General features: G+C 59.0%; 22 protein-coding genes and 1 pseudogene. 13 read left to right on the forward strand and 10 right to left on the reverse strand.

Annotated features, from left to right (window positions below):
• The 3 genes from K0F88_RS09030 to K0F88_RS09040 all read left to right on the forward strand — a co-directional run bounded on the left by K0F88_RS09030 (position 1) and on the right by K0F88_RS09040 (position 3,037).
• A complete protein-coding gene (locus K0F88_RS09030) occupies positions 1-1,473 on the forward strand; it encodes a family 16 glycosylhydrolase (RefSeq protein WP_257605212.1) in 1,473 nt (490 codons plus the stop codon).
• Positions 1,474-1,673: 200 nt separating this feature from the next.
• Positions 1,674-1,910, forward strand: a complete 237-nt coding sequence (locus tag K0F88_RS09035) for a hypothetical protein (protein ID WP_219094868.1) — start codon at positions 1,674-1,676, stop codon at positions 1,908-1,910.
• Positions 1,911-1,987: 77 nt separating this feature from the next.
• The gene (locus tag K0F88_RS09040) at positions 1,988-3,037 is read left to right on the forward strand and encodes an acyltransferase (RefSeq protein WP_219094869.1); all 1,050 of its coding nucleotides are present in this window, start codon (positions 1,988-1,990) and stop codon (positions 3,035-3,037) included.
• A 63-nt stretch (positions 3,038-3,100) separates the two neighbouring features.
• Here K0F88_RS09040 and treS read toward each other — a convergent pair whose 3' ends face one another.
• Together treS and K0F88_RS09050 are read right to left on the reverse strand one after the other, a co-directional pair.
• The gene (gene treS, locus K0F88_RS09045; RefSeq protein ID WP_219094870.1) at positions 3,101-5,167 is read right to left on the reverse strand and encodes a maltose alpha-D-glucosyltransferase; all 2,067 of its coding nucleotides are present in this window, start codon (positions 5,165-5,167) and stop codon (positions 3,101-3,103) included.
• A gap of 227 nt (positions 5,168-5,394) precedes the next feature.
• Complete coding sequence (locus K0F88_RS09050; protein ID WP_094471875.1) at positions 5,395-6,798, reverse strand: MFS transporter; 1,404 nt, start codon at positions 6,796-6,798, stop codon at positions 5,395-5,397.
• A 128-nt stretch (positions 6,799-6,926) separates the two neighbouring features.
• On the opposite strand from K0F88_RS09050, the gene K0F88_RS09055 reads away from it, so the two are divergent.
• The gene (locus K0F88_RS09055) at positions 6,927-7,826 is read left to right on the forward strand and encodes a LysR family transcriptional regulator (RefSeq protein WP_094471874.1); all 900 of its coding nucleotides are present in this window, start codon (positions 6,927-6,929) and stop codon (positions 7,824-7,826) included.
• A gap of 91 nt (positions 7,827-7,917) precedes the next feature.
• A complete protein-coding gene (ilvD, locus tag K0F88_RS09060; protein WP_094471873.1) occupies positions 7,918-9,600 on the forward strand; it encodes a dihydroxy-acid dehydratase in 1,683 nt (560 codons plus the stop codon).
• An 88-nt stretch (positions 9,601-9,688) separates the two neighbouring features.
• Here the strand turns inward: ilvD and K0F88_RS32955 are convergent, their stop codons facing one another.
• Positions 9,689-10,552, reverse strand: coding sequence for a methyl-accepting chemotaxis protein (locus K0F88_RS32955; RefSeq protein WP_374039713.1), 864 nt, complete (start codon positions 10,550-10,552; stop codon positions 9,689-9,691).
• Positions 10,547-11,302: pseudogene (locus tag K0F88_RS32960) on the reverse strand (MCP four helix bundle domain-containing protein); the annotation flags it as partial. The pseudogene K0F88_RS32960 and the gene K0F88_RS32955, both read right to left, overlap by 6 nt.
• A gap of 219 nt (positions 11,303-11,521) precedes the next feature.
• Between K0F88_RS32960 and K0F88_RS09070 the strand changes: the two are divergent.
• Positions 11,522-11,914: a GFA family protein gene (locus tag K0F88_RS09070; RefSeq protein WP_219094871.1), complete on the forward strand. Its 393-nt coding sequence runs from the start codon at positions 11,522-11,524 to the stop codon at positions 11,912-11,914.
• On the opposite strand, the gene K0F88_RS09075 is transcribed toward K0F88_RS09070, so the two are convergent.
• Together K0F88_RS09075 and K0F88_RS09080 are read right to left on the reverse strand one after the other, a co-directional pair.
• Complete coding sequence (locus tag K0F88_RS09075; protein ID WP_094471870.1) at positions 11,911-12,270, reverse strand: hypothetical protein; 360 nt, start codon at positions 12,268-12,270, stop codon at positions 11,911-11,913. The genes K0F88_RS09070 and K0F88_RS09075 overlap by 4 nt on opposite strands.
• A 37-nt stretch (positions 12,271-12,307) precedes the next feature.
• The gene (locus tag K0F88_RS09080; RefSeq protein WP_219094872.1) at positions 12,308-12,874 is read right to left on the reverse strand and encodes a MarR family winged helix-turn-helix transcriptional regulator; all 567 of its coding nucleotides are present in this window, start codon (positions 12,872-12,874) and stop codon (positions 12,308-12,310) included.
• Positions 12,875-12,999: 125 nt separating this feature from the next.
• On the opposite strand from K0F88_RS09080, the gene K0F88_RS09085 reads away from it, so the two are divergent.
• Positions 13,000-13,260: a DUF2024 family protein gene (locus K0F88_RS09085; RefSeq protein WP_219094873.1), complete on the forward strand. Its 261-nt coding sequence runs from the start codon at positions 13,000-13,002 to the stop codon at positions 13,258-13,260.
• Positions 13,261-13,264: 4 nt separating this feature from the next.
• Positions 13,265-13,543, forward strand: coding sequence for a Rho-binding antiterminator (locus K0F88_RS09090; protein ID WP_219094874.1), 279 nt, complete (start codon positions 13,265-13,267; stop codon positions 13,541-13,543).
• A gap of 17 nt (positions 13,544-13,560) precedes the next feature.
• Here K0F88_RS09090 and K0F88_RS09095 read toward each other — a convergent pair whose 3' ends face one another.
• From K0F88_RS09095 to K0F88_RS09110, 4 genes are all read right to left on the reverse strand, one after another.
• Entirely contained in the window at positions 13,561-13,992 is a 432-nt protein-coding gene (locus K0F88_RS09095; RefSeq protein WP_219094875.1) for a DNA methylase, read from the reverse strand.
• Between the two features lie 49 nt (positions 13,993-14,041).
• Positions 14,042-14,542 (reverse strand): CinA family protein, encoded by a 501-nt coding sequence (locus K0F88_RS09100; RefSeq protein ID WP_094471905.1) that lies wholly within the window; start codon positions 14,540-14,542, stop codon positions 14,042-14,044.
• Between the two features lie 71 nt (positions 14,543-14,613).
• Positions 14,614-14,886 carry a hypothetical protein gene (locus K0F88_RS09105; protein WP_094471869.1) on the reverse strand — a complete coding sequence of 91 codons (273 nt, stop codon included), beginning with the start codon at positions 14,884-14,886 and terminating at the stop codon, positions 14,614-14,616.
• A gap of 124 nt (positions 14,887-15,010) precedes the next feature.
• Positions 15,011-15,733 (reverse strand): cysteine hydrolase family protein, encoded by a 723-nt coding sequence (locus K0F88_RS09110; RefSeq protein ID WP_010455367.1) that lies wholly within the window; start codon positions 15,731-15,733, stop codon positions 15,011-15,013.
• A gap of 152 nt (positions 15,734-15,885) precedes the next feature.
• Between K0F88_RS09110 and K0F88_RS09115 the strand changes: the two genes are divergently transcribed.
• The 5 genes from K0F88_RS09115 to K0F88_RS09135 all read left to right on the forward strand — a co-directional run bounded on the left by K0F88_RS09115 (position 15,886) and on the right by K0F88_RS09135 (position 21,861).
• Complete coding sequence (locus K0F88_RS09115; protein ID WP_094471868.1) at positions 15,886-16,779, forward strand: AraC family transcriptional regulator; 894 nt, start codon at positions 15,886-15,888, stop codon at positions 16,777-16,779.
• 135 nt (positions 16,780-16,914) lie between these two features.
• On the forward strand, positions 16,915-17,487 hold the full coding sequence (locus tag K0F88_RS09120) for a hypothetical protein (protein WP_219094876.1): 573 nt from the start codon (positions 16,915-16,917) through the stop codon (positions 17,485-17,487).
• A 396-nt stretch (positions 17,488-17,883) separates the two neighbouring features.
• Positions 17,884-19,182, forward strand: coding sequence for an exo-alpha-sialidase (locus K0F88_RS09125; RefSeq protein ID WP_219094877.1), 1,299 nt, complete (start codon positions 17,884-17,886; stop codon positions 19,180-19,182).
• The gene (locus K0F88_RS09130) at positions 19,179-19,793 is read left to right on the forward strand and encodes a hypothetical protein (RefSeq protein ID WP_094471865.1); all 615 of its coding nucleotides are present in this window, start codon (positions 19,179-19,181) and stop codon (positions 19,791-19,793) included. The genes K0F88_RS09125 and K0F88_RS09130 overlap by 4 nt, the downstream gene beginning before the upstream one ends.
• A gap of 31 nt (positions 19,794-19,824) precedes the next feature.
• Positions 19,825-21,861 carry an LTA synthase family protein gene (locus K0F88_RS09135; RefSeq protein ID WP_219094878.1) on the forward strand — a complete coding sequence of 679 codons (2,037 nt, stop codon included), beginning with the start codon at positions 19,825-19,827 and terminating at the stop codon, positions 21,859-21,861.
• Positions 21,862-22,188 lie beyond the last annotated feature (327 nt).

The following is a 22,188-nucleotide window of genomic DNA, read 5'->3' on the forward strand; positions in this document are numbered from 1 at the left end:
GTGTTTAATGCCTCTGTGGCGGCCCTGCTGCTGTCGGTCTCGATGGTTTGCAACGCAGCACAAGCACCCCCCGGTGTACCCACCACCGGGCTGGTGCTGTGGCTGGATGCGGCCGATGCATCATCAATGACCCTGTATGCGCAGAACCGTGTCCAGCACTGGAACGACAAATCCGGCGAGTCCCATCACGCCACCGTAGACGATGCCGCCTCGCAGCCACAGCGGATGGCAAACGCGCTGAATGGTCATTCGGTCGTGCGCTTCAGTGGCGTGGCGGCGTTTCTGGGTAAAACCATCCGCAGCGCCAAAGGCCCTGTGACGGTATTGATTGTGTCCCGTCGATTGCCCGAACACGCCGAGGCCGATCCCTGGCAACGGTTGTTCAGCTCACGCCCGCAAACCGCCAATAACGATAACGTGTTGCCGAACTTCGCCATCAGCCTGCAACAGACCACCGCGTATGCGCCGACCGTCTCCGTCCTGGAGCTTTACGATGTGCCGATTGGTCCATATGCCGTCGGACGCAATGTGGTCGGCAATGCCGACAACTTTCGCGGCGACATCGCGGAAGTGCTGGTGTACGACCGTGCGTTTGCCTCCCTCGCAGAACGCCAGCGCGCATTTCAGTACCTGGCGGATAAATGGTCCGTTGCCATTCCCAAACTGGCCGATACCTGGACCCGTGTCGGACCGCTGGGCCGATTGCCGGCCCAGACCAACCCCGATCTGCCACTGTCCGATCAGGTCAATGCCGGCCAGTGGGTGCTCGACACGAAACTGTCCGACGACTTCAATGGCACCACCCTCGATCTCGAACGCTGGCACGTCAACAACGCCATAGGGAACGAGTCGCTCGGACGCAAACCGGCACTTTTCACCCCGGCCAATGCCAGCGTCCACAATGGCAACCTGAACATTGTTTTTCGCAAGGAAACCTTGCCGCAGAAGTACGTGCAGCTCGGCTTCAAGGACTACACCTCGGCGATGGTCCGGACTAATGAACGTGGGTTCTACGGTTATTACGAGGCGCGCGCCAAACCGATGAACTCGGCAGGTTCCAGCGCCTTCTGGCTCGCGTGGACGGGCATGGCGGACAACGCCACCGAGATCGACATCTTCGAAATCGGCGGTAAGACCAAAAACGCAGCGTTAGACCGTTCGTACAACATGAACGCCCACCTGTGGGCCACGCCGCAAAGTACCGAGCATATTGCCGATGGCAGCGTCTGGATCAGTCCCTGGCGCCTGGCCGAGACCTTCCATGTCTACGGCTTCGACTGGCAGCCCGACACCCTGCGTTGGTACGTCGATGGCGTGCTGGTCAGAGAATCGAAAAACAACCATTTCTTCTTCCCGATGCAGGTTGTGTTTGACAGTGAGGCCATGTGGCAGTGGTTCGGCGTGGTCGACGATGCTGACCTGCCCTCTACCTTCCGCGTCGACTACGTCAAGGTGTGGCAACAGCATCGATAGCCATTCAACCGCCGCCTGGCTGACGTCGGCTCAGGTGATAGATACGACCTGTTTAACCTGACAGCGCCACCGTCCTGAACTTTCTTTCGACCACAGGAGTCGACCGGGTTCCTGCCTCCTCCGTGCCACCGACGATTCCCGTAGCGGACGTCACAACCGGCTCACGGGCGACGGTTAAATAACAAGAATGGATGATCACGATGAATTGCCTTATCTGTGTCGGCGTGGCGGAACGCATTCAGTGTCAGGGCCCTTGGGAGGAAAGGGATTGCCCGGACTGCGGGCGTTATCGGGTGTCCGATGAGCTCCTTTTGACCTTGATGGATCAAGGCCAGATCTTCGATATAGATAAAACCAGACGCTGGCTCGACAGCCGACGCAAAAAAGAAGGCATGACACCTTCAATAAAACTCCACGAAGCGCTACTGCTGCTATAGCGTTCAGCCCGGGTCAAATTTCAATCGGCAACGTGGTCAGTTTCCATTCAGCGCTAACACGTCTGGAGCGCATAGACATGATCAAACGCCGGCTGAAAGAACTGGACTTGCTGCGCTTCCTCGCGGCAATCGCCGTCGTGTTTTTTCACTATGCTTTTCGCGGGTATGCAAAAGGCGACATGTCGGTAATGCCCTACCCGTTATTGGCCGAGCCTGCCAAATACGGTTATCTGGGCGTCGAACTTTTTTTCATGATCAGCGGCTTCGTCATTCTGATGACCGCGTCGAGCAATAACCTCAGGGTATTTTTTATATCCCGTGTCGTTCGTCTTTGCCCTGCGTTCTGGGTGTGCTGCACCCTTACTTTCCTGATCACGCTTGCCATTGGCCGGCCAAGATTCACGGCTGACCTCTATCAATACATGATCAACATGACATTCCTTGGCGACTTGATGGGTGTGCCGCCGATAGACGGGGTCTACTGGTCGCTGTTTGTCGAAATAAAGTTCTACCTGATGATCTCCATTCTGTTGGGCTTCAAGAAAATAGAAAAAATAGAGACCTTCCTCGTACTGTGGCTGTTGGTCTCCGCCACCGCAGAAGTGCTCGCTTTTGAAAAGCTGCGCTCGATATTAATTACCGATTACGCGGCCTATTTCATCGCGGGCTCGACGTTCTACATGACCTGGGCCAAGGGGTTCACAACGACACGTTTGCTCCTGTTGGTGGGTTCATTGGCATTGGCCAACTACACCGCCATTGTCTGGGCCCAACTGCTCGAATCAAAATATTCAACCGAATTCGATCTCGTGATCGTATCCAGCATGATTATCTTGTTCTTCATGACCTTTCTTTTGATCGCAACGAATAAAACGGCAGCCATCGGCGCATTGAACTGGACGGCATTAGGCGCGCTCACTTATCCCCTCTACCTGCTCCATCAAATGATCGGCTTTATGATCTTTAACATTGCTTATCCGGCTGTAAACCCGCACCTACTACTGTGGGGCACCATCGCCTTGATGATCAGTGCGTCTTATATCGTTCACACACAGATAGAAACCCCCATGGCCCGGTACATCAAGAAAATCCTTTCATTGTCCTTCAAGCGTGTCGAGGCTGATTAGCGCCCACCCGGAGGGCGGACGATCAGGCGTCAGGACCTTGTCCCCTGACACCTGCCAACGCCCTCAAATCATCGGCGAACTGCTCACCACGCGCAGTGCCAACCCTTCGTAGGCGTCCAGCGTAATGGTGAAATCACCCTCAGGCGTGAGATCACCTTCGACTCGCTCGTTGATGATGTCGACCACCGGGCCCGGCGCAATGTTGGGTAGGTGCAAGGTTTCGGTGATCGGCGTCGAGCCGAAGTTCAGCGCAGTGATTTGCGTGCCTTTACCCGCCGGCAATTCGTGGACCATGACCAGCAGCCCCGGGTGCTGAACGTCCGGAATAAGGATCTGCCGACTGGCGGCGATATCGTAGGCGCGGCGCGCGGCGAGGATTTTTTTGAGTTGCGAGACGAACGAATCCGGGTCTTTCAATTGGCTGGGCAGGCTGCCGTACAAGGCCTTCGGACGCGGCATTTGCCCTGCGGACAATGTTGCATCCGGATTGAGGTCCACCAGATCGTAGGCGCCACGATGAATCCAGCGGGTGTCGCCGTCCCCCATTAAGTGCTCGACCTGTTCGGCCGGCAACGGCAGCGCGCCGACCAGGTCCCAGCCCGACAGCGCGAATACGCCCGGTTGCATGGCGTTGTACATCACCAACAGCAAATGCACCTGGCGAATCTGTTGGATGTCCGCCGCCGTCATCGCGTCGAGATCACGTATCCCCAGCGCTGCCGTGATGATGCTGACGGTGGTGCACGACACACCGTTGGTGACGAACTTGAGGTTGTAGGGCGCGTGCTCCCCCGCCAGACGTTCGTACATCTGCTCGCGAATGTGTTCACGCAGGATGTTGCCCGGAAAGGTCTGACCCTGGTAGAGGTAGGTGTCATGGGCGTGTAGCGTCCAGAAATGCACCAGTTCCAGGGTCAGTTCGTCGTGGTTTTGCAAGGCATGGATCAACGATCCGGGGTCGATGCCGAGGGTGTGCATCTGCCGCAGCATCAAGCGCAGAAACTCGGTGTCGCCCATCAGCAACGCGTGCTGGTAGGCCGGTCGGGTGATGAAGTCATACGAAAGGTCGGCGCCGCCGTGGGACATGTTGGCGATGTCGTCGACGGTCAGGTTGAGCTCCTGGAAACTGAAACCGCCGGCCTTGCGGATCGCCCCGGCCAGCAGCTGGTTACCGGTGATCGATAACGGATGGCTTTCAGACCAGGCCGTGCCGTCAAGCTTGCGCTCCACGCCGAGGAATCCGTTGGCGTCCAGGCGCAGGATTTTCGCGCCCATGACGTCAATGGCGTGCAGGGCATCGCCGATGATCATCTGCTGTGCGGCGAAGGTCGGGTCCAGCCAATTCAACGACGGCTGCCCTTCCTTGAAGTAATGCAGATAGACCCAGCGCCGCGGCTTGCCATCAACGCCGATCACGATCGGCGTCGCGCTCCAGTCGGTTTCCTTGACCCCGGGTTCGAAGAAGATCACCCGCTGCAACTGGCCGACGATGTAGTGCTTGTCCCGGAGCACGTCGACCTGCAACGGACTGAGGTTTTGTGCATCACGGCCATCGGCGATGTCCGGCAGCAACGGCCAGTCCTCTTCGCGGATTTCGACCATGTGGTAGAGGCCCGGATAGTCTTCATAGGCCATCTCGGCCAGGCGGAAGTCCGCGCCTTTGCCAGTGTGCGAAGGGATCACGTCATCAATGATCACCGCATTGTGCGCGGCGGCCATGCGCACCAGCGCCTGGAGCTGCGCCTCGGTGCCCAGTTGCGGGTCGATCTCGAAACTGATGCGGTCAAAATTGCCGTCAATGGTCGGCGTGCGTTGGGTGCCCGTCAGGCCGCCCGACATTTTCAGCGGCCCGTTGTGAATGCCTTGAATGCCGATTTTCGACAGGGCATGCCATAAGGTTTCATCGCCCAAAGCCTCCAGCACGCTGCCGTCTTCGCGGGTGACGATGGACGCCGGGTAGGCGGTGAACCACACCGAGGCCAGGGCCGAAGCATCACGGGGCCGGGTATGGGCGTAAGGCTGTTGCCACAACCGACCTTGCCCCGAATAGAGCTTGGCCCGTTGCCTCGCGGCATGCAGCATCGATTGTTCAACCAGCCAGGTCACATGGTTTTTGTCAGCCGCGGTCATAAAAGCAATCACCTGTTGTCGGGTTCAATGTGCGCGTGGCCATCCCGTGCGTACCTGCACCGGTGGACCCGTCCTTTTCATATGAGGCCCTGCGTTGGCATTCGTTGCATGCCGGGTTGACGATTCAGAACCCGCATCCTGTTTCACGTCATACCGGTGGGTGAATCCTTAGCACCTCTATGTCCCCCCGGAGCAACCTAGGCATAAGTGACGTAAATTCGCCTCTGTTACGCCACCACGGGTTCTCTTTTCAGCGCGGGTAATGCAATGACGAGCGCCAGGCCAATCAGTCCCGCCGCAACTGCAAAGGTGATTGCCATGCCATGGGCGACCGCTTCCGGGGCTGCGCGGGTGACGTCGGTCGTCGATGCCGCCAGCGTAAACACTGCGCCCATGACAGAGGCGCCAGTGATGAGCCCGAGATTGCGTGACAGGCTGAGCAGACCGGCAATGACGCCGCGCTGATCCTGGCTCACACCGGTCATGATTAATGTGTTGTTGGCCGCCTGAAACAGCGCATAGCTGGCGGTGATCACAGCGATGGGCGCGAGGTAGCCGAGGACGCCGAAACGCGTCGGCATCATCGACAGCACACACGCACCGAGCGCCATCGCGACGAGCCCCAAAACGGTCATGCGCTGAGCACCAAAACGGTCCACCAAGCGGCCGGCGGGCACGCCAGCCAACGCCGCAACGAGCGGACCGACGGACAACGCGAGCCCGACCAACGCGGCATTCAAACCGAGTGCGCCCGAGAGATAAAACGGCCCGACCACCAGCGTCGACATCATCACCGTCGAGACGAGCATGCTCATGGCCAGGCTCGCGCTCAATCCCCGATCACGCAACAGCGCCAGTTTGATCAGGGGCGACGCAACCGTCGCCTCGATGAACAGGAAAACCCCTGCCCCGGCAACAGCGATGAGCAATAACCCAAGGTTGAGCGATCCCCACTCGCCTTCCCCCCCTGTCATTGCCAGCGCATACGCACCGAGCGTCAAGGCTAGCACCAGCGTGCCCGCAAAGTCGAAACCGCCGCGCCGAGCCTTTGGCATTTGGCGATCCGCAGGCAAGTAGCGATACGCGAGCACCCCATTCAAAATGCCCAACGGCAGATTAATCAGAAAAATCGCCTGCCAGCCGAAACCAGAGATCAACACACCGCCGAGCGACGGACCCAGCGTAGTGCCGATCGCCGACATCGTGCCGAGCATTCCCATGGCGCTGCCGGTCTGCGCCTTGGGCACCGTCTCACCGACCAACGCCACAGTGAGCGCCAACATGATTGCCGCGCCGAGGCCTTGCACCGCTCGCGCGGCGACCAGCCACCCCAGCGAAGGCGCGAGGCCACAGGCCAGTGAAGCCAAGGTAAAGATGCCGATTCCGCTCAACAGCAAGCGACGGCGACCGACGATGTCGCCCAAGCGCCCGACGCTGACGATCAACGTGGTGATTGCGAGCAGATACGCGAGGACGATCCACTGGATTTGCTGGAAAGAAGCGTCGAGTGCCTGGGACAAGGCTGGCAAGCCGGCATTGGCGATGCTGGTGTCGAGTGAAGGCATCAACATCGACAACGACAGGCTGGCGAGCGCCCAGCGAGCCGAGCCGGATGGCGTGGTGCGTTTCATGGTTGTGCCCTTGATGAAGTGTCGGCCTTCAGCGTATGCCCGCGCCTGGCATGGCGGAAGACGCACCACTTGCACTTGATACCTGCACATGACGCCATGTCATCACCCAGCCGTGCTAACGTTGAACCATGACCACTCCCGACCTGAACCTGCTGATTACCCTCGATGCGCTGCTCACCGAAGGCAGTGTGGCGCGTGCCGCCCAACGACTGCGGCTGAGCCCTTCGGCGATGAGCCGGGCGCTGGCGCGACTGCGTGAAACCACCGGCGATCCCCTGCTGGTCCGCGCCGGACGCGGCCTGGTGCCGACGCCCCGGGCACTGGAACTGCGCGAACACGTCAGCCAACTGGTGCAGCACGCCGAAGCGGTACTGCGCCCCGCCGAGCAGCTCGACCTCAAGCACTTGATGCGAACCTTCACCCTGCGCACCAGCGACGGCTTTGTAGAGAACTTCGGGCCAGCGCTGATTACCCGGCTCAGCGAAGAAGCACCCGGGGTACGGCTGCACTTTTTGCAGAAACTGAACCAGGACAGCACGCTGTTGCGGGACGGCACGGTCGATTTGGAAACCGGCGTTGTCGCGGACACCACCAGCCCGGAAGTGCGCACCCGCGCGTTGTACCAGGACCGTTTCATCGGCGTGGTACGGCCGGGGCATGCACTGAGCAAGGACAAGATCACGCCCGCCCGGTACGCGGCCGGCCGGCACGTCCTGGTCTCGCGGCGCGGACGGGACCAAGGGCCGATGGATGATGCATTGAACACGCTTGGACTGACCCGGGAGATCGCCACCATCGTCGGCGGTTTTTCCGCGGCCCTGGCGCTGGCCCGGGCTTCGGACCTGATCGCTACGGTGCCCGAACGTCACACCCACACGCTGCGCGCCGGCCTGCACAGTTTCCCCCTTCCGGTCGCCACGCCAGTGATCACCGTTTCAATGCTCTGGCACCCGCGAATGGACGCCGATGCCGCGCACCAGTGGTTGCGTGGGTGTCTTCGGGAAGTGTGTTCGGGGTCGCTGGATTAGCAAACTGATTTTTGTCACCGCCGGGTCTAGACTCTATGCGTTGCTTCGGGCCATACCGGTCGGGCCAGCGAGCTGGATAGGAGGGAACGTCATGAGCGACAAAGACGATTTGCGTAAGTACTCCTCTCAAGTGGTCGACGGCGTGGAGCGCGCGCCCGGCCGCTCCATGCTGCGGGCCGTGGGCTTCACGGATGAGGACTTCAAGAAACCGCAGATCGGCATCGCCTCGACGTGGGCGATGGTCACGCCGTGCAACATGCACATCGACAAACTCGCCGTTGAAGCTGAAAAAGGCGCGAATGCCGCAGGCGCCAAGGGCGTCATTTTCAACACCATCACCATTTCCGACGGCATCGCCAACGGCACCGAAGGCATGAAGTACTCGCTGGTGTCCCGGGAAGTGATCGCCGATTCCATCGAGGTGGTGGCCGGTTGCGAAGGCTTCGACGGGTTAGTAACCGTGGGCGGGTGTGACAAGAACATGCCGGGGTGCCTGATCGGCATGGCGCGGCTGAATCGCCCGTCGATCTTCGTCTATGGCGGCACCATCCGCCCGGGCGCTGGCCATACCGACATCATTTCCGTGTTCGAGGCCGTGGGTCAGCACGCCCGCGGTGACATCAACGAGATTCAGGTCAAGCAGATCGAGGAAGTGGCAATCCCCGGCCCCGGCTCCTGCGGCGGCATGTACACGGCCAACACCATGGCCTCGGCCATCGAGGCTTTGGGCATGAGCCTGCCCGGTTCCAGTTCCCAGGACGCCGTCGGCAGCGATAAAGCCTCGGACAGTTTCCGCGCCGGTCAGCAGGTCATGGAGCTGCTCAAGCTGGACCTCAAGCCACGCGACATCATGACCCGCAAAGCGTTCGAGAACGCCATCCGCGTGGTGATCGCCCTCGCCGGCTCGACCAATGCCGTGCTGCACCTTTTAGCCATGGCGCATGCAGTGGACGTCGAACTGACGCTGGACGATTTTGTCGAGTTGGGCAAGATCTCCCCAGTGGTGGCCGACCTGCGCCCCAGCGGCAAGTACATGATGAGCGAGCTGGTGGCCATCGGCGGCATCCAGCCGTTGATGAAGCGCATGCTCGCAGCCGGCATGCTGCACGGCGACGTGCTGACCGTGACCGGCAAGACTCTGGCAGAAAACCTGGAAAACGTGCCCGACTACCCCGAAGGCCAGGACGTGATTCTGCCGTTCGATCGGCCGGTCAAAAAGGACTCTCATCTGGTGGTACTGCACGGCAACCTCTCGCCGACCGGCGCGGTGGCCAAGATCACCGGCAAGGAAGGTTTGCGCTTTGAAGGCACGGCGCGCGTGTACCACGGTGAAGAAGGCGCGTTGGCCGGGATTCTCAACGGCGAAGTCCAGGCTGGCGACGTCATCGTCATTCGCTACGAAGGGCCCAAGGGTGGGCCGGGCATGCGCGAAATGCTCTCGCCCACGTCTGCGGTCATGGGCAAAGGGCTGGGCAAGGACGTCGCGCTGATCACCGACGGCCGCTTCTCCGGTGGTTCCCATGGATTCGTGGTGGGGCATATCACCCCGGAAGCCTTTGACGGCGGGCCGATTGCGCTGATCGAAGATGGCGACAGGATCACCATCGATGCTGAAACCCGGCAGATCACGGTGGATGTTTCTGACGCTGATCTGGCCGAGCGCAAGACCCGCTGGGTACGGCCGGAATCAAAATACAAACGCGGGGTGTTGGCCAAGTATGCGAAGACTGTGTCCAGTGCTTCGGAGGGGGCGGTGACGGATAAGTACCTTTAAGATCAACAGATCGCAGTCTCGTTTCACTCGACAGCTCCTACAAGGGTTTTGCATTCCCCTGTAGGAGCTTGCGATCTTTTAACGATGCCTACAGTCGAAACCGATCCACCGACTGCGAAAGCTTACCCGCCAGGCTCGACAGTTCATCCGTCGTCGAAGCCGTCTGGCCAATAATCTTGCTGTTGCCTTCCGACATCCCGGCAATCATGTCCACCTGATGCGCGATTTCGTTGCTGGCCAGGCTCTGCTCGCCGATCGTGCGGGTGATGTCATTCACCAGTTCAGTGGTATTGAGCGTGGCTTCGAGGATTTCGCGGATCGCGCGCTCGACGTCGGCCGTCACGGCCATGCCTTTGTCGACCTGTGCTACGCCCGCCTCCATGCTGGTCACCGCCTCACGGGTGCTTTGCTGGATGCGCGAGACCATGCTGGCAATTTCCTGCGTGGAGGCGCTGGTGCGTCCCGCGAGACTGCGGACTTCGTCGGCCACCACGGCAAAACCGCGGCCCTGCTCACCGGCGCGAGCAGCTTCGATGGCGGCGTTGAGGGCCAGCAAGTTGGTTTGATCGGCGATGCCCTTGATCACCTGAATGATGCTGAAAATCCCCTCGGACTCCTTGTCCAGCGTGCGAATCACCTGGGCTGACTGCTGCGCCGAACGCGCAATGCCGTCCATGTCATTGACCACCTGATGGATCACGCGACCACCATCCTTGGCCAATGCCTCGGCCTGGTTGGCCATGTTCAGCGCGCGCTCGGCGTGACGGGTGATTTCCTCGATGCTGGCGGTCATTTCACTGGCGGCAGCGGCCATGGTGCTGGCGGCGACGCTTTGCTGTTGGCTGCTGTCGGCGACCTGATGGCAGCCGCTGCTCAACTGCACGCTCATGCCGCTAACGCCATGCGCATTGCTGCGAACCACCTCGATCATGCCGCGCAAGTCACGCTGCATGGTGGCCAGGCTGCGAATCAAGGCGCTGGCTTCGTCCTTGTGGGTCGGTTCGACGATAGGCTCGCTGAGGTTGCCATGGGCGATGCTTTGGGCAATGCGGCTGGCGGTCTGTAACGGCCCCATGATGCTCAAAATCACCCAGCGGCCCTGGATCAGTAGCAACAACAGGCTGGCGATGAGCACGATACCCAGGGTGAAATTCGCACTGCTGATGGCCTGTTCGGTGCCTTTGCTGGTCTGTTGGGTGTTGGTTTCAATCACCTCGCTGAGGGCGGCCATCTGGTCTTCCAGTTGGCTGAACGCGGTATTGAACGTGCCGAGTTCCTTTTGTGCCGAATCCGGATTTTCCAGCGCGAGACCAACAATGCGCTCGGCCGCGCTGATGTAGGTGTCGAGGCTCGGCTTGACCTTGTTCAGGCCCGCCTTGATGGTGTCGTTGACCGGCAACTTGAGGTTTTCACCCAGCACTTCACGAAAATGCGCCGCATGCTCCTCGATGGAACTGCGCACCTCGGCTTTGCTGCTGGTGCTTTTGCCCAGCCCGACCACCATCGCGGACAGCACATCGGCGCGCAGTGCGTCGTGCATCATGTCGGCTTCGAGGTGATTGCGCAGCGCGGTCATGCTGACCTCGTTGTCCTTCACCGCTTCGGCCATCCGGGTGTTTCCCACGTAACTGACCAGGCTCACGATCAGCGCGGTGAGCAAGCTCGTACCAATCAGCAGCAACAAACGTAATTTTATAGACATGGGTAACCCTCTCGGTACGTCGCTTTTATGAACACGTTATCGGCTGCGCTGGCCAGTCTTTGAAGCTGGACGCCGGACTTTCAGTGTTTTGCGACATGCGGTAGGTGCCGCCGGTCCTCAGTGTGATTGCGCGCCGCCGCTTTCTGATCGCTGCAGCCATCGCCAAACCTTGCGCAGGGCCGCTAAAGTAGCGCGACGAAAATCAGGGACCCCATGAACATGGACGAGCTTCACCAAGGCAGTTGCCTATGCGGCGCCGTTGAATATCACGTATCCACCGAACTGAAAGCCGTCACCCACTGCCATTGCAAAAAATGCCAAAAGAGTCATGGAGCGGCATTCGCGACGTATGCGAGCGCTCCCAGGTCGACGGTTTCAGTGGTTGCCGGTGCAACGGTGCTCAAGGGCTACGAATCGTCCAAAGGCGTCACACGCCAATTCTGCTCCCACTGCGGGTCTTCGCTGTTCTGGTCTGATTCGAAGGGGGCGTTTTCGGACTGGGTTTCGATAGCGATCGGTACGCTGGATACGCCTTTCCTGGCCTTAAAGCAGAAACACACCTGTATTGAGTCCAAAGCGTGCTGGTACGAAGCCGATTCGCTACAGGGCTAGCGCTTGCGCGCCAGGCGTTGCTGCCAATTGCCGCCATTGGCGCGCTGGCATTGTTCTTCAGAATCAAACTGCACATGGGCCGCGACCGATCTGACGTGTACATCCGCTTCGCTTAATGCTGTAGCCGTCAGTTCGACCATGCGTTCGCCCTGCCCGCCCGCCAGCGCCTGATCCTTGTTGGTCTGGGTGTCGAAAACCCAGACAACCCTGAGGCTGGAAGGAAATTCGTCGTAATCGACTTCGTGGGTCAGCCATTCAAAGCCGACGATTTGCGTTTTGGCCGTTTCGCACGCTTCAGTCAGGGTGGCAATCAGGCGACGCTCGATGTGTGCCTGATCGCGTTTGCTTAAACCCATGGGGAATCCTTGTCATTGTCGATAATTTAGAACGATTTCACTCGTGTACTTCTTCGGGCAATCGATGCTCCCGGCAAATCAAATCGATTTCGCCGGACTCAAGGGGTTCCTGAGTCAGCCCACAAAAGGCCCCGCCAGCCACTGTCTGATGGAAGCGACAAGACCGGCAAAGTCCGAAACCCGGCACATTTTCCCCTTGCTGGATATTCCTCAACAGCTCCAGCAGCAACCCTTCCAGATCCTCTGATCGAGCGCCCATACGCTTGGCGGCAGCGACCAGAAAATCCGGCGGCATCACGTCATTTAACAGGGCTCTGGCCGGCGCGGTCAGTTCCAGGTGCACGCTGCGTTTGTCCTTGGCGTCCGGGGTCTTTATCAGCAGCCCATTGGATTCCAGCGCCTTGAGCGATTGCGACACGGTGCCCTTGGTCAGCCCCAGGTACTCGGTGACCGCCAACGGCGTGTTGGAGTAACGATTGCAGCGGCCCAGGTACATCAGCGCGCTCAGTTGAATCGGCTGCAGATCCGTCAGTTTCGGGTGCTCGCGAAACCAGACGCGCGTCAGGCTCGACAGTCTTTCCAGCAGATCGAACAACACGGTCAAATTCCTGAATCGATAGGGGCGATAAATAGTATCGGATAAAAACCATATTGACAAAAAACGGCCTTGTCGTAGGCTTGGTATCGATTCGAAACAAAGCAACTTTGGAAAACTGAAGGAGAAAAATGATGAGCATCAAAGTGTTCGATACCCACGTGCGCACCAAAGATGGCCGCTACTTGCATTTCGATGTGTTGATCGACAGCAACAACCCGGACCTGGCGAAGACCTACGCCCGCCGCTTCCTTGATGAACAGGGCGTTCAGGACGAAGATATTTCCCAGAATGAATGCCGGTTCTGCCACGTTGAACCAAGCAATCCAGTCGTCGCTGAAGCGATCAGCAAGCAAGGTCACTTCATCATCAAACTGCAAGGGTGCAAGGAGTAACGAGATGAACGCGTATCAGCCTTTGAACTGCGATCTGCACGACTATCTGGAGATCGCCTGCCTGCACGGTTATCGACTGGATGTCGAGTTGAACGACGGCTCACGCCTGGTCGCCAAAGCGCTGACGACGCGAACCTCCAGCGATAAAGAAGAATTTCTCTGCCTTGAAACGGCTGATGGCCCGCGGGAAATCCGTCTGGATCAATTGCTGGCCGTCACGCCACTGGACGCCAATGCACAGTTTGGGCGGGTGGTGTTCCAGGGTGCGGCGTGCACGTTTTGAGCGCCCACACGGGTGATTCAATACAGCACGGCCCCGGCATCACGCATGAAAATTTCGATGGTCTTGGGGCCGACCCCTTCGAACGCCGCCAAGCGCTTTTCGAACGCTTGGCGGTTTTCACTGGCGCGTTGAATGTCGCCGATCTTCCCGGCGTATTCTTCGTGCAGTTTGGCGCTCAGCGCTAGCAATCGCCGAGCGGTGGTCTCGTCATAACGCACGTAGTGGGCTTCGCCCAACATGCCGACCAGTTCCCGATGCGTACAGCGCCCAAGCTTGAGTGCGGTATCTCGAGCGTGCTGTTCAACGATGACGCGATACGCCTGCGCGGCGATTTCAGCCTGAATCCGCTTGCCCATCAGAAAGCTGGCGATAAACCATTTGAACAGGGCGCTTTCGTCATCCTGCTTCAAGTCGATGCCCAGATTTTGGGCGCTGATGGTTTTGTTCATGCTGTCGAGCCCCGACTCACTCGAACGGGATGACCGAAGTCTTCATCATCTAACCCCGCTCGCCGTTGAGCATGGCCTGATGAAACGTCGGCAATTCTTTCAAAGCATACAACGACGCCTGCTGGAGCACGGACTCCCGACCGCCAGAAAATCGCTGCTTGCGGCTGAATACCGCCATTTCCTGCCCTGCCATGAAGGCCCATGCAAAGCAAACCGTTCCGGCTGGAATACCATCAACATCCTCCGGCCCCAGCAGCCCTGTCGTGGACACCGCCACGTTGGCCGGGCTGTCACGCAGCGCGCCGATGGCCATTTCCCGAGCCACTTCGCAGCTGGTGAGATTAAAGGTCTCGATAGTGATTGCACTGACGCCGAGCAAGCGTTGCTTGGCCTCGGGTGAGTAAACCACGTAGCCGCTTTCAATCAGCTCACCGCTGCCGGGCACCTGGGCCAGCAGCGTGATGATACTTCCCGCCGTGCAGGATTCTGCGGTGGTCAGCCGCAACGACTGTTGACGCAGATAATCGACGACTGTTTCAACGATCGACATCGCCATTAACCCGTTTTCCGTGTTTAACACCGAATCAAACTTCAGCCTCAGCGGTGCACCGGCGAAGCTCATCAACCGCTCCTCTTCCTTAGTGCTCGGTGATAATCCTCGCCCGCGATGGCGCGCAGGTACGCTTGATCGGCCTCAACCCTGAGGTCGCGCCATTCCTGCCAGCTCACGATTCCCAGACGATCCATCTCGTCAGACTGACGAATCAGCGCCTCGTGATACGCATCGGGGCACTCCATGCGCAGCTTCAAGTCCTCAAGGACAAGATGCCAGGTGTTGAGCGCACGCAGCTTTTGCTCTTGCGCCGGAGTCAGCAGATTGGCAAACGAGTGCATGGCAGCGCCCCCCGAGAGTTCTTTCAGAATGGATCAATCCATCGTGAAAGCGGTTCAGGTACACCGACCAAAGGCAGTTTTTCAAGGCTGCGCCCAATGGTGAGACGCAGTCCATTGTCATGGCTTATTTCCCGTTAAGAAACTCGACCGTTTGCGCCGTACTCCACAACGCATTGGCGATGTAGCGATAGTTGATCAGCGCTGCCAGGTAGCCATCGCCCTCGGGAGTCGTCGGGCCGGCGGTGGCGTCCCGAACCACGGCCACTTCGAAGCCAAGCTCCAGCAATTCACGCAAGTGCGACTCGACACAGAGGTTCGCCGCCATGCCCGCCAAAATGATTTGCGACACGCCGTGCTTGCGCAGCTGCAACGCCAGGTCATTGGTTTCCGGGCCGTACACCTTGTGCGGTGACGCGATGATGGTTTTGCCGTCGAGAATGTAGGGCTTGTACTCGGGCATGAAGTCGGCACCGGAGTTCTCGAAACCGTCGAGGGTCAGCGGCCCCTTGCGATCAAACATGCAGATACTGTGCATGACCTTCTCAAGCGGTCCGCCGAAATGCCAGTCGTGGTCACATGGATAGTAATAGTGCGGCGAAACGGCGACCGTGATGCCCGCGCCCTTGGCAGCCGCAAACAGCTGGCCGATGTGCTTGACAGTATCGTGCTCGACGATGCTTTTTCCAAACACGCCCCAGCTCACGCCTTCGGGGCTGAGGAAGTCGATTTGCGGATCGATCACCACCAGCGCGGCCCGCGAGAGGTCAAGCTTCATGCCGGGATCGGGCAGCGCAGGCTCTGCCGGGTCTGCATACTGGGGGGCGATGCGGTTCGAATCGTTGCTCATGACAGTGGACTCCGGTCGATAACAGGAAAATCGCTCTGCGCCATGGCGCCCGGGTGGGGCGTTGTCTACCATCGGCGAGAACTTCATCCTATTGCCCTGCCCTGCGCGGCTTTTGCCAGGACGTGCAGAGTCTTTACCCGGTCGTCTCTATCATGGATATCCTGTCCGAATTCTTCGAACGCACCAACCTTCAGGGCAGGCTGTTCTTCTCTGGCAGGGTCGATGGCACGCTGGTGCTCGACAAGCCTCCTGGCATGGCGTTCATCCATGTCATCAGTGAAGGCGGGATCGACATGGTGCAACCCGGCCTGCCGAAGATTTCCATCACCGAACCCAGCGTGTTGTTTTGCCCGAGCAGCTGCCGCTACCAGTTGCGCGCCAGTTCGGCACACGGCGCCGAACTAATCTGCGCCTCGTTCCAGTTCGGGCGCAACGCCCTGCAACCCTTCCCTCTGGGCCTCAAGGAAACACTGGTTTTCCCGTTCAGTGAACTGCAGAACATCACGCCCGTGATCGGCTCACTGCTTGCCGAATTCAAGGATCAGGCCCCCGGCAGAACCAAAGCGCTCAACCTGTTGCTTGAGTACATTTTCGTGGTGTTGGTGCGCCGTTCGGTCGTCGAGCAAAAGATTTCCAGCGGCCTGCTTTATGCGCTTCAGGATGGGCGTCTTGGGGCGGTTTTCCAACGTGTTCACCAGGCGCCGGAGGCGCTGTGGACTGTCGAGAAACTTGCTGGCCTGGCGAACATGTCCCGGTCGAAATTCTCTGCGTATTTCACGCAGATCATGGGTGCATCACCAATGGGCTACGTGACGGCCTGGCGGATGAAAGTGGCCCAGGATCTGCTACGCAACGGGGTTCAGATCAAAGTGGTTGCCGCGTCGGTTGGGTACAGCTCGCAAGCTTCTTTCTCCCGTACTTTTCTCAACGTGATTGGCTGTCCACCGGCCGAATGGTTGAAACGTGACGCAGGTGGGGAGTTGCCGCGGGTGACCGCGCGCGTGCAGCGGGTTCGGTCGGATGACGCGGCAAATGAAACTGCGTGAGCTCGCGTTTTTGTGTCTTCTAGCGCCTTGAGTTTTATACTTCTGTCCCGGCGGCCAATACACCGGGGTGCGGTATCACCACCTCCCATGGAAGACGTCCGCGCACGACAAATGAATCGAATGGAATCCATCACAATGAGTTTCACCGCTATAAAGAAAGTATCCGCTAAAGCCTGGATCGCGCTTGCGGCCTTGATTACGGCGTCAAGCGGCATTGCAACGATTTACGCCACGCTTCACGAAACCAACCCCAACAATCCCCGCTTCATCGGTCGCTGGATGACCGATTACACCTACCCGATCACCAACGGCACGTTCGAATTCAAGGGGATGACAGAGTATTTCCGCAACGGGCGGTACAACGTCAATGGCGTTGTCTTTGTGGACGGAACCGTTGAAGCCAAACCTTACCGGCTTGAGTACAGCGTAAATGGAGCCGGCAGCTGGACGGCCGATTCCAGCCTGCTTTCGTTCACATTGGCTGACATGAAATCGATTCCCAAGTCTTACGTGATCAACGGCACAGCCATTCCCCCCTCGCTGGTTGCCAGGTTTGCCGGGCCTTCCATGCCGACCTTTAGCGACGGCTTAGCGTCCGGCGCTTCCGACGAACTCAAAATCCTGATGATCAAGGACAATGAGATAACGCTTGAGGGTAAAGACCCGGCAGGGAATGCCTTCACCCTACAGACGTACAGACAGCACTAGGTTCCTGGTGGGTTCTGGTCTGAAAGATTCTGTGTCTGTGCTGCCTTACTCGCGGGCAGCCACGCTCCCACAGAGGGATTTTGTCGATCACTCCTCATGTGAACGACGCAAATCCTGTGGGAGCGTGGCTTGCCCGCGAAGAGGCCCGAACAAACAACCCACCCCCCAATGACTCGACAGTGACAACCCCGGCCTTTGCGACCAGCGGCAAAATGTCATACAGCCCGCCTCAACCCCTCTAGTTCGGCAGTCTCAGACACCCAATCAAACTCCGCGCATCGACATGACCGCACGCTACAAATACCCGCTTACAATTTAGCCAATCATAAAACCCGATCGTGTACTACCAAGTGTTAGGTTGAGCGCCTTATCGATCCATGAGATGCCAACGTAGTCATGCGCATCAAACCTCCCGGTTTTCCTGCCTTCTGTGCTTACCTTCTACTGTCCTGCCTGTTTGCGACCGCGTGGATCATCAATCCTGCCAATACGCACTCTTCCTTTGCCCTGATCAGTCCCGTGATGGCAGTGGCCGGCAAAGTGGCCAAGCCCATCTATACCAGCCGTTTCGCCTCCTCCGGGCTGGTGGATTTCGTGCATTCCTCGGCGGTCACCGCCCTGCCCGACGGCAGTCTGATGACGGTCTGGTTTGCTGGCTCCCGCGAAGGCGCAGCCGATGTACAGGTGCGCTCCGCCCGGTTCGACTCGAAAACCGGCGAATGGGGTGCTGAACAGGTATTGGCCACTCGGGACTCGACCCAACAGGGCACTCGTAAATACATCCGCAAGCTGGGCAACCCGGTGGTGGCCCTCGCGCCGGATAATCGCGTGTGGCTGTTTTATGTCTCCGTGTCCATGGGTGGCTGGGCCGGAAGCGCGGTCAATGTGATGGTTTCCGACGACTTCGGTGAACATTGGTCCGCTCCGCGCCAACTGATCACCTCGCCCTTTCTCAACATCAGCACCCTGGTCCGCTCGGCACCGGTGTTTCATGCCGACGGTTCCATCGGCCTGCCGGTCTACCACGAGTTCCTGGGCAAGTTTGCCGAGTACCTCTACCTGAGCGCAGACGGCGATGTGATCGACAAATTCCGCATTAGCCACGGCACGAATTCATTGCAGCCCACGGTGGTGCCGCTGGACGGCCAGCGAGGCATCGCCTTGCTGCGTTATGCCGGCAACACCCACCACCGTGTTCTGGCGACACGCACTGACGACGCAGGGCAAACCTGGAGCGAGCCTTATCCGCTCGACCCCTCGAATCCGAATTCCTCGCTCGCCGCCGTCGCAACACCCGAACATGGGTTGCTGGTGGCGCTCAACGACCTGATTGAGGGGCGCTTCAAGCTGAGCCTTTATGGGACCGACGCCAAAATGGACGATTGGCGCTCGTTGCGCGACCTGGACAAATCACCCGATCCACTGGGCGCGCCGTTTTCTCCCGAAGCCTACAAGGAGATCATTGGCAGAGAATTTCGCGGCTCCAGCGGCGCACGCCGCCAATCACTGGAAGCGGAGTTCCTGGATAATCTCGACAACCGTGTCTGTAAAAACCAGGAATGTGAATTCGAATACGAATACCCCTACTTCATCCGCAGTCCCGACGGCATGTATCACTTGGTTTATTCCTGGAACAACACCTTCATCAAGCACGTTACCTTTAACGATGCATGGCTTAACGAGCGTCTCAAATGATCAGTCTGTGGCAAGCACATGTCAGCTTCGCAATGATCATCTTTCTGGTGCTGCCTTCGTTCGGTTTGCCCAGGACCCGGCGGATGGCACTGCTGGCCGCGTTGCTGGCCGTCAGCTTCATCTCGCTGGAAGGGTTGTCGTTGGCCGCGTATTTGCGCAGCTACATTGATGACCTCGCGATCACCACCCTGGTGTTCATGGCGTGGGGCTGCTTGCGTCGGCTGGACATGTTGCCACCGGCACGGGGCAAAACCGGCGTATTGATCCTCTTCGCCGCGATGGCCGTGGTGCTGTACCCGGCCACTCTGGGCATGAGTGATGTGGACCCCTATCGGATCGGCTACAGCCCGCGCCCCATGTTGATGTTCTTCGCAGCGCTCACGCTGGGCCTGTTTTACCTGCGCAATGGCCTGGCCGTCTTGATGCTGGCCACCGCAACCCTGGCCTTCATCGTCGGGATCAAACCTTCGCAAAACTATTGGGATTACCTGGTTGATCCGCTGCTGGGTCTGTACTGCTGCGGGGCACTGCTGATGCTTGCCCTGCGCTGGACGTATCGCTGCTCAATCAAGCGGCGTGGTGCGGTGGCCGACGAATGCAAATCCGTTTGAGATTTAACGACTTTTTAACAGGGGATCAGGGATGGGTTGGCTGCACTCGAGACGTTTACATTATTGGCTAGGCGCTACAGCGATTGCGTTTGTGCTGTTTGCACTGCTGAGGGTGGTGTTCTTCTTCGGCTTTTCCGGGTTCGAACCCAACGCCCTGATCGACACAAAGGGCGTCTGGAAAACCCTGAGCATCGGCTTCAATTTCGATCTGCGCCTGGCCATTCTGACGATGTTGCCGTTGGCGTTGCTGGCCTGGATGCCTCGCTGGAACCTGCTCAGCAGCCGTCTACTGCGCCGCATCGCACGCGTTTACCTGGTCGCAGCCCTGAGCGTGCTGCTGCTGATCTACATCATCGACTTTGGCCATTACGCCTACCTGGGCGTGAGGATCAACGCCACCGTGCTGCGCTTCATCGAGGATGCGCAGATCTCCCGCGACATGGTTTGGCAGACTTACCCGGTAATCTGGATTTCACTGGGTTGGCTGGCGACGGTCGCGTTGGTGACACTGGCCCTGGTGCGTCTGGAGCGCGTCACGCTGGACCGCCCTCGCAAGGTCATTCGCAAGCTCTCCGCGGCGTGGGGTGGCGCGTTGATGGTCGTCTTGGTGCTGCTGGGCATCTTGGGTCGTGTCGAAAACATGAACCTTGAAAACCCCGTTCCGTTGCGCTGGAGCGATGCGTTCTTCTCGGGTAATAACCAGATCGCCGCGCTGGGCCTGAACCCGGTGCTGTTTCTCTACGATACGGGCAAAGTCGGGCAGTCGCGTTATGACGAGGCGCAAGTGCGCGAACATTACGCGGTCATGGCCAACTACCTGGGCGTCGACAAGCCCGACCCGCAGACCCTTGATTTCGTGCGGCACCAGGCGCCCCAACCGTACAAGATCCCGGGTTCCCGTCCCCCGAACGTGATGTTCATCATGCTTGAATCGCTGGGCACCAGTGCCGTCGGGGCCTACGGCAACCCGATCAATCCGACGCCCAACCTCGATCGGCTGGCCACTCAGAGCTGGTTCTTCGAGCATTTCTACGTACCCGTAACGGGGACCGCGAAAACCGTCTGGGCCAGCATCAGCGGGGTACCTGATGTCACGCGACAGGAAACCGCGACGCGTAATCCGCTGATCACCCAGCAAAACACGCTGATCAATGCGTTTACCGGTTACGAGAAGATCTACACCATCGGCGGCAACTCTGGCTGGGCCAACATGAATGCCCTGATCCGGCAGAGTATCGACGGCGTGCGTCTGTTCGAAGAGCGGGACTGGAAATCGCCGGTGGTGGATGTCTGGGGCATTTCCGATCTGGACCTGTTCAAGGAAACCGACCAGATCCTGCAAGCACTGCCCAAGGACAAACCGTTCTTTGCGTATGTGCAGACGGCCGGCAATCACCGCCCGTTCACGATCCCCAAGAGCAATGACGGCTTCGAGGTCAAGCACCCGACCCTGGACGAAGTACAGGCTGCCGGATCGCGCAGTGTCGAGCAGTACAACGCCGTGCGCCTGCTGGACTTCAACCTCGGCCGCTTGATGGAAATCGCCAAGGCCGGTGGCTGGTATGAAAACACCATCTTCGTGATGTTCGGTGACCACAACACCCGGATCGCGCAGATCCCGTTCCTGGCACCGGCCTACGAGCAACTGGGCCTGGAAAGCAACGCGGTGCCGATGATCATCCACGCACCTGGCTTGATCGGAACGCGCCAGGTCAAGGAAGCGGTTGGTCTGGTGGACTTGCTGCCCACCGTGGCGGGGATGGCCGGCCTTGAGTTCCGCAACAGCGGCATGGGCCGTGATATCCAGCAGCCCGCGCCCGAGGGTGAACGCGTGGTGCCGCTGGTATTGCGTGAGGGCACGTTCCCGCTGATTGCCGGCGTGACTCAACACTACATGGTGCAGATGGAGCACGACGGCAGCTCGCCGACCCTTCACGACTTGGCCTCAATGACGCCACGGGACAATGTTGCCGAGAAAAACCCTGAAGAGTTCAAACGCCTGTCGGCGCTGACCCGCGCCATGCATGAAACCTCAAGGTTGATGCTGTATCAGAACGTGCGCAAGTAACCGCTCAGGCCTGCAAACCCGCGTCTAAGCTCCAGATAGACGCGGGCCCTCCCCGCGCCCCCCGTAAAAGACTCTGCCTATCACTCCCCAATACTCCACCTATTAGCTGACTTCCCAAGTGGGGTCTAACCTGTATCCAGCGCTGGCGGAACAAGCTGGCCGGTTTAGTGCTGATAAGGAGACAGGAATGAGCCCGACGCTTGACTAGGCCACCCGTGGGCCACCGCCGCTGTCCAATTCCCGTGTGGTCCAGACCATCAGTTGATCCAACTGTGGGTCCTGCAGCCTATGTCATTGAGTTCGCTCGTTGCTATCTAACGCCCACCC

This window comes from Pseudomonas sp. UMAB-40 (assembly GCF_900095275.1).
Classification (GTDB): Bacteria; Pseudomonadota; Gammaproteobacteria; order Pseudomonadales; family Pseudomonadaceae; genus Aquipseudomonas; species Aquipseudomonas mandelii_B.